General features: G+C 75.6%; 8 protein-coding genes and 1 riboswitch. Of the genes, 5 read left to right on the plus strand and 3 right to left on the minus strand.

Translation table 11 applies throughout. The annotated features are described in order from the left end of the window. The 3 genes from SSBG_RS22875 to thiO form a co-directional block, all read right to left on the minus strand. On the minus strand, nucleotides 1-774 hold a 774-nt coding region (locus SSBG_RS22875; RefSeq protein WP_037870450.1), incomplete at its 3' end, for a thiazole synthase. A 5-nt stretch (nucleotides 775-779) separates the two neighbouring features. Further along, nucleotides 780-992 (minus strand): sulfur carrier protein ThiS, encoded by a 213-nt coding sequence (thiS, locus tag SSBG_RS22880; protein WP_037870453.1) that lies wholly within the window; start codon nucleotides 990-992, stop codon nucleotides 780-782. Continuing rightward, nucleotides 989-2,143, minus strand: coding sequence for a glycine oxidase ThiO (gene thiO / locus SSBG_RS22885; protein WP_037871796.1), 1,155 nt, complete (start codon nucleotides 2,141-2,143; stop codon nucleotides 989-991). Before thiO ends, thiS begins: the two co-directional genes overlap by 4 nt. Nucleotides 2,144-2,150: 7 nt before the next feature. Continuing rightward, a riboswitch (TPP riboswitch) is annotated at nucleotides 2,151-2,238 on the minus strand. A gap of 131 nt (nucleotides 2,239-2,369) precedes the next feature. Here thiO and SSBG_RS22890 point away from each other — a divergent pair. From SSBG_RS22890 to SSBG_RS22910, 5 genes are all read left to right on the plus strand, one after another. Then, a complete protein-coding gene (locus SSBG_RS22890) occupies nucleotides 2,370-3,587 on the plus strand; it encodes an NAD(P)/FAD-dependent oxidoreductase (RefSeq protein ID WP_008748443.1) in 1,218 nt (405 codons plus the stop codon). Nucleotides 3,588-3,699: 112 nt separating this feature from the next. Continuing rightward, entirely contained in the window at nucleotides 3,700-4,065 is a 366-nt protein-coding gene (locus tag SSBG_RS22895; RefSeq protein ID WP_007828188.1) for an Rv2175c family DNA-binding protein, read from the plus strand. A gap of 78 nt (nucleotides 4,066-4,143) precedes the next feature. After that, a complete protein-coding gene (thiE, locus tag SSBG_RS22900) occupies nucleotides 4,144-4,851 on the plus strand; it encodes a thiamine phosphate synthase (RefSeq protein ID WP_008748444.1) in 708 nt (235 codons plus the stop codon). 56 nt (nucleotides 4,852-4,907) lie between these two features. Further along, the gene (gene metF / locus SSBG_RS22905; RefSeq protein WP_008748445.1) at nucleotides 4,908-5,828 is read left to right on the plus strand and encodes a methylenetetrahydrofolate reductase [NAD(P)H]; all 921 of its coding nucleotides are present in this window, start codon (nucleotides 4,908-4,910) and stop codon (nucleotides 5,826-5,828) included. A gap of 42 nt (nucleotides 5,829-5,870) precedes the next feature. After that, nucleotides 5,871-6,992: a membrane protein gene (locus tag SSBG_RS22910; RefSeq protein WP_008748446.1), complete on the plus strand. Its 1,122-nt coding sequence runs from the start codon at nucleotides 5,871-5,873 to the stop codon at nucleotides 6,990-6,992. Nucleotides 6,993-7,073: the final 81 nt, after the last annotated feature.

Raw genomic sequence — 7,073 nt, forward strand, 5'->3', positions numbered from 1 at the left:
GTCCAGATCGGCGCGGCCCTCCGCCGGGGAGGAGCCCTCGGCGAAGTGGCGGCGCGGGATGCGGCCCGCGCGGCGGGCCAGGCGCCCCGCCTCCGTCGCGTGCCGCATCGCGCGCGCCATCAGCTCCGGCTCGCGCGCCCGCGTCACGGCCGAGGCGAGCATCACCGCGTCGCAGCCCAGCTCCATCGCGAGCGCCACGTCCGAGGCCGTGCCGGCGCCCGCGTCGAGGATCACCGGGACCCGCGCCCGCTCCGTGATGAGCTGGAAATTGTGCGGATTGCGGATGCCGAGCCCGGAACCGATCGGCGAGCCGAGCGGCATGACGGCCGCGCAGCCCACGTCCTCCAGCTTCCGCGCCAGCACCGGATCGTCGTTCGTGTACGGGAGCACGGTGAAGCCGTCGTCCACGAGGAGTTCCGCCGCGTCGAGCAGTTCCACCGGATCGGGCAGCAGGGTGCGCTCGTCCGCGACGACCTCCAGCTTCACGAGGTCCGTGCCGAGCGCCTCGCGCGCGAGCCGCGCCGTGAGCACCGCCTCGCCCGCCGTGTGGCAGCCCGCCGTGTTCGGCAGGACGCGGATGCCGAGCCGGTCGAGCACCGAGAGCACCGAACCCTGCGTGCCCGGGTCCAGGCGGCGCATCGCGACCGTCGTCAGCTCCGTGCCCGAGGCGGTCAGGGCGCGCTCCAGGACGTCGAGGCTGGGGGCCCCGCCCGTGCCCATGATCAGGCGCGAGGAGTACGCCGTACCCCCGAGGACGAAAGGATCGTCGGCCATGGTCCTCAGCCTCCCTGCACGGCGGTCAGGATCTCGACGCGGTCCCCGGCGGCGAGCACGGTCGCCGGCCAGTCCCCACGCGGGACGACCGCCTCGTTGACGGCGGCGGCCACGCCCGTACGGGCCCGGCTCAGCCCGGCGACGAGCGTGTCGAGCGTCGTGCCGGGGGCGACGGCGCGCTCCGCGCCATTGACTCTCACGGTCAGGTCGAGGTTCACAGCACGGGCTCCGGGTCTCTCGCGAATCGCTGGGGGCTGAAAGGGAGCGCCGCCTGCGGCAGCGCGTCGTGACGCAGGGCGTGCGCCATGACGGCGCCCGTCTCGGGGGCGAGCAGGACCCCGTTGCGGCCGTGCCCCGTCGCGAGATGCAGACCGGGGAGCGCCGTGGGGCCGAGGAGCGGGGTGTTGTCGGGCGAGGTGGGACGCAGGCCCGCGCGGGTCTCGGTGAGCGGGAGTTCGGTGATCCCGGGCAGCAGCTCGTGCGCGTCGCGCAGCAGGGCGTAGACCCCGCCGGCCGTGACCGTCGTGTCCCTGCCCCGCTCCTCGCTCGTCGCGCCGACCACCAGCTCCCCGTCCTCGCGCGGCACCAGGTACAGGCTCCCGCCCCGCACGACCGCGCGCACCGTACGGCGCAGGAAGGCCGCGTACGCGCCCTCCATCCGCAGCCGCAGCACCTGCCCCTTCACGGGCCGGACGGGCACGGCCACTTGGGGCGGCACCCCCGCCAGGTCCGTGCTGAAACACCCTGCGGCGAGCACCGTGCGCTCCGCCCCGACGACGCCGCCGTCCGCGAGGACGACCCCGCGCGCCCGGTCCGCCTCCACCACGAGCCGCGCGGCGCGCGCCCGCAGGAACTCCACTCCGGCCCGCGCGCAGGCCACGAGCAGTGCCCCCACGACCCGGCGCGGATCGACCTGGTGATCGCCCTCGACCCGCAGCCCGCCCCGCACCCCCGGCGCGAGCATCGGTTCCAGGCGGCGGCACTCACGCCCCGTCAGCCACTGCGAGTCGAGCCCGCGCCGCGTGTGCAGGGCGTGAAGTTCGCGCAGCTCGGCGCGGTCGTCGGTGTCCAGCGCGACGGCGAGCGTCCCGCAGGCCCGGTACCCGAGGTCCCGGCCGCTCGCCTCGCCCAGCTCGGCGGCGAACTTTGGCCACCGCCGCGCCGAGGCGAGCCCGAGCCCGAGCAGGGCCTCCTCGCCGTGGTGCGGTTCGGTGACGGCGGCGAGCATTCCGGCGGCGACCCGCGCCGCCCCGCCCCCCGGCTCCGGATCGACCACGGTCACCCGCGCCCCGCCGAGCGCGACCCGCCACGCCGTCACGAGCCCGACGATCCCGCCACCGACGACGACGACATCCCCACCACTGGCCACGAGGCCCCCTCCCTTCGCCGGAATGACCCGGATCAGGTTCATACGGTCGGAGGCCGCAGCCCCCCTCTCAGCCCGGTCCGCCCGGACTCCCGCGGTATGCCCGGCCCACCCTAACGAGACGGAGCCCGCCGGAGAACGGGGGGCCGGGCGCCGGTGGCTGTCGGTGTGGGGCGGGTCTCGGGCGGGAGCCGGCCGGGGGTGGGGGTGGGGGCCTAGAGTTGCGGGTGTGAGCGGAGAGCGGGAGCAGCAGGGGCGGGTCGTCGTCGTCGGGGCCGGGATGGCGGGTGTGCGTACCGTCGTGGCGCTGCGCGAGGAGGGGTACGCGGGGGAGATCGTGCTGCTCGGGGACGAGCCGCACGCCCCGTATGACCGGCCGCCGCTCTCCAAGGCCGTACTCCTCGGCAGCGCCGAGCACTCCGCCTTCGACGTCGACCTCGCCGCGCTCGGCGCCGCGCCGCGCCTCGGGGTGCGCGCGAGCGCGCTGCGCGCCGCCGCGCGCGAGATCGACACGAGCGAGGGCCCGCTCCGCTACGACCACCTCGTGCTCGCCACCGGCGCCGCGCCCCTGCGGTTGCCCGGAACGGCCCAGCACCCCCACGTCCACCTCCTGCACACCCTGGACGACGTGCGCGCCCTGCGCGAGGTCCTCGCGCGCCGCGCCCGGGTCGCCGTCGTCGGCGCGGGCTGGATCGGCGCCGAGTTCACGACGGCCGCGCGCGAGGCGGGCTGCGCCGTGACCGTCCTGGAGGCCGGCGGCCACCCGCTCAGCGGTGCCCTGCCCGCCGAGGTCGCCGCGCCGATGGCGGCCTGGTACGAGGAGGCGGGCGCCCGGCTGCGCACCGGCGCCCGCGTCGCCGCCGTCGAGGACACGGCCGTCGTCCTGGAGGGCGGCGAGCGGGTGCCCGCCGACGCCGTCCTCGTCGGCATCGGCGCCCGCCCCGTCACCGGCTGGCTCGAAGACTCCGGCATCGCTCTCGCCCCGGACGGCTCGGTCCGCACCGACGCCTGGCTGCGCACCTCGCTGCCCGGCGTGTACGCCGTCGGCGACTGCGCCTCCTTCCCCTCGCGACGGTACGGGCGGCGCCTGAGCGTGCACCACTGGGACAACGCCCTCCAGGGCCCGCACACCCTCGCCGGCGTTCTCACCGGCGAGCGCGCCGAGCCCTACGACCCGGTGCCCTACTTCTGGTCCGAGCAGTTCGGCCGCTTCGTGCAGTACGCCGGGGACCACGCGGGCGCGAGCCGCCTGGTGCGGCGCGGCGACCCGGACGGCGCCGCCTGGACGGTGTGCTGGCTGGAGGAGGACGGGCGGCTCGCCGCCGTCCTCGCCGTCGGCCGCCCCCGCGACCTCGCCCAGGGCCGCAAGCTCATCGCCTCCGGCGCGACCTTCGACCCCGTCCTCCTCGCCGACCCTGCCCGTCCCCTCAAGACGGCGGTGCGCTGAGCCCGCCCCCTCACCGCGCCCCGCTCTCCGTTCCCCGCACCGCGCCCCCGTCCCGTCGCCCGCGGGGACCCTCCCGCTACCGTCCCGCCGCCCGGGATGGCACGCTTGTCCCGTGACCCAGATTGATGCCAAGACCGAAGCGCTCGTCCCCGAGTGGCTCAGCCTCCCCGACATCGCCGAACGGTTCGACGTCGAGGTGACCCGGGTGCGCCAGCTGGTGAAGGAGGGCCAGCTCGTCGCGGTCCGCCGCGGCGAGAACAACGCCCTCTACGTGCCCGCCGCCTTCCTCGACGGCAACCGCACCGTGCGGGGCCTGGCCGGGCTGCTCACCCTGCTGCGCGACGACGGCTTCGACGACGTGGAGATCATCCAGTGGATGTTCACCCCCGACCCGACGCTGCCCGGCACCCCCGCCCAGGCCATGAGCGAGAACCGTGGCACGGAGGTGAAGCGCCGCGCCCAGGCCCTGGCCGTCTGAGCCGGGCCGCGGGACCACGGTGACGCCCACCCCTGGGCGAGTGGCATGATCGTCAGGCCATACGAACAGGGGTGGGACATGCCGGACGCAACACCGCACGCGGCGGCGCGCACCGCGCTCGCCGACGCGCGCCTCTACCTCTGCACCGACGCCCGCAAGCGCCAGGGCGACCTCCCCGCCTTCCTCGACGCCGTCCTCTCCGGCGGCGTGGACATCGTCCAGCTCCGGGACAAGAGCCTGGAGGCGGCCGAGGAACTGGAACTGCTCCAGGTCTTCGCCGACGCCTGCCGGCGCCACGGCACGCTCCTCGCCGTGAACGACCGCGCCGACATCGCGCACGCCGCCCGCGCCGACGTGCTCCACCTCGGCCAGGGCGACCTCCCCGTCCCCGCCGCCCGCGCCCTGACCGGCCCGGACGCGCTCATCGGCCGCTCCACCCACAGCGAGGCGGAGGCCCGGGCGGCGGCCACGCAGGACGGCGTCGACTACTTCTGCACCGGCCCCTGCTGGCCGACCCCCACCAAGCCGGGCCGCCCCGCGCCCGGGCTCCCCCTCGTGCGCTACGCCGCCGCGCTCGGCACCGCTCGCCCGTGGTTCGCGATCGGCGGCATCGACGCGGCCCGCCTCGACCAGGTCCTCGACGCGGGCGCGCGCCGCGTCGTCGTCGTCCGGGCGCTCACCGAGGCCGCGGACCCGGGCGACGCGGCCCGCGCGCTCGCCCGCCGGCTCCGCGCGCTGCCCCTGGAGAAGCCCCCTGTCCACAGCGTGGACAAGAAGTCCGCTTAACGGGCATAACGCCCTGGTGGGCCGCCCTCGCGGCGCCTTCTCGCTACGCTGCCCGTATGGCCTTCGGCACCGCATCCACCTGGACCTCCGAGCACCCCACCGTGGCAGAGGTGCTCGCGAGCGGCAAACGCTCCTTCTCCTTCGAGTTCTGGGCGCCGAAGACCCCCAAGGGCGAGCGGAACCTGTGGAACGCGCTGCGCCGCGTCGAGGCCGTCGCGCCGAGCTTCGTCTCGGTGACGTACGGCGCGGGCGGCAGCACCAGGACCGGCACCGTGCGCGCCACCCAGGCGATCGCCGAGAACACCACCCTCGTCCCGGTCGCCCACCTCACCGCCGTCGAGCACTCCGTCGCCGAACTGCGCCACATGATCGGGCAGTACGCGGACGGCGGCGTCCGGAACATCCTCGCCGTGCGCGGCGACCCGCCCGGGGACCCGCTCGGGGACTGGGTGCCGCGCGCCGACGGACTCACGTACGCCGCCGAACTCGTGCGCCTCATCAAGGAGTCGGGAAATTTCTGCGTGGGCGTCGCGGCCTTTCCCGACATGCATCCGCGCTCCGAGAACTGGGACTCCGACGTCCGCCACTTCACGGAGAAGTGCCGCGCCGGGGCGGACTACGCCATCACCCAGATGTTCTTCGATCCGGCCTCCTATCTGCGGCTGCGCGACCGGCTCGCCGCCGCCGGGTGCGAGACCCCGGTGATCCCGGAGGTCATGCCGGTCACGAGCGTGCGCCAGCTCGAACGGCTCTCCCGGCTCAGCAACGCCGTCTTCCCCGAGACGGTGAAAGATCGGATGCTCGCGGCGAAGGACGACCCGGCGGCGGTACGCTCCTTGGGAATCGAGTTCGCCACCGAGTTCTGCGCGCGACTGCTGGCCGAGGATGTCCCGGGGCTGCACTTCATCACGCTCAACAACTCCACGGCGACACTGGAGATCCACGAGAATCTGGGCCTTCCCCACCACAGGCCCTGATCCGACGGACCCCGGCCCCGAGCCGGGGCGAGAGGGGCGTACATGGGCTGGGCGGTCCTCTATTTCGCTTTCGCCGTAGTGGCGTTGTGGCTCCTCGGCGAGGTGCTGCTCCAGTACAAGGCGCGGCTGCGCTGGCGCCTGCTCGCCTTCGCCGGGTTCCTCGGCGTGGTGCTCGGCGTGCTCATGGCCTCCGTCCTCGTGATCGTGCTCGGCGCGCTCGCCTTCGCGGCCGGGCAGACCCTCGTCACGCTCTCCTTCCGGCGCGGCTTCGCGGCCGGCTGGGCGCTCAAGGGCAAGGCGGGCGAGAAGCTCGGCGCGCTCGGCGACCGGGTGCGCGGCGAGCGCGAGGAGGGCCCCTCGCTGGAGGTCTCGGACCTGCGCGACGAGAGCGAGGCGCCCGGGAGCGGCGCCTCCGCGCCGCAGACGCCGCAGGCCGCCGCGCCCCCGGAGGCCGAGACGACGGCGGTCTTCGACGCGGTCAACGTCGCGGAGGGCAGGGGCGTGCTGAGCGAGCCCGCCGCCTCCTGGCAGGCCCCCGCCGCCGACCACACCCCCGGCTACCGCTCCGGCCACGACCCGTACACCACCCACGGCTACGCCCAGGAGGCGCCGCCCACCGCCTGGGACCCGGAGGGCACGACGCCCGGGCAGCCCGCCTACGACACGGGAGCGGGCACGTACGACACGGGGCAGCAGGCGGCCTACGGCACGGGCGCGTACGGCACGTACGACCCGGGCGCCGGCGCGTACGGCACCGGGACGTACGACACCGCCTCGTTCGCGAACGCGTCGCCCTTCGGCGGCGCGTTCGCGCAGCAGCCCCAGGACCCGAGCGGCACGTGGGCCGGGCTCGTCCAGGGCGACACCACCGGCACGTGGGGCATCACCACGGACGGCTGGGGGCAGCAGTACGCGGCCCCCCAGGAGCAGTACCAGCAGCCGGCCGCCGGACAGCCCTACGCCGTCCCGTACGCGGACCCCTACGCCGACCCGTACGCGACGAGCGGCTACGGCTACCCGGACCCCGGGCCCGGCGCGCAGGAGACCCCGCCCGGCGGGGTGTGGGTGCCGCGCCAGCGCGGCGAGGACGAGGAGCGCCGGCAGGGCGGGGCGTGGCCGACGGGCCCGTACGAGGGGAGCGAGGAATACGGCTACCGGGGGTGAGGAGGACCGCTCCCGGGCGGCGGACGGCCGTGCGGCCCCGCGCCCTCACACCGACCCCGTGAACCCCGCGCCCTCCACGAT

This window comes from Streptomyces sp. SPB074 (genome assembly GCF_000154905.1).
Classification (GTDB): domain Bacteria; phylum Actinomycetota; class Actinomycetes; order Streptomycetales; family Streptomycetaceae; genus Streptomyces.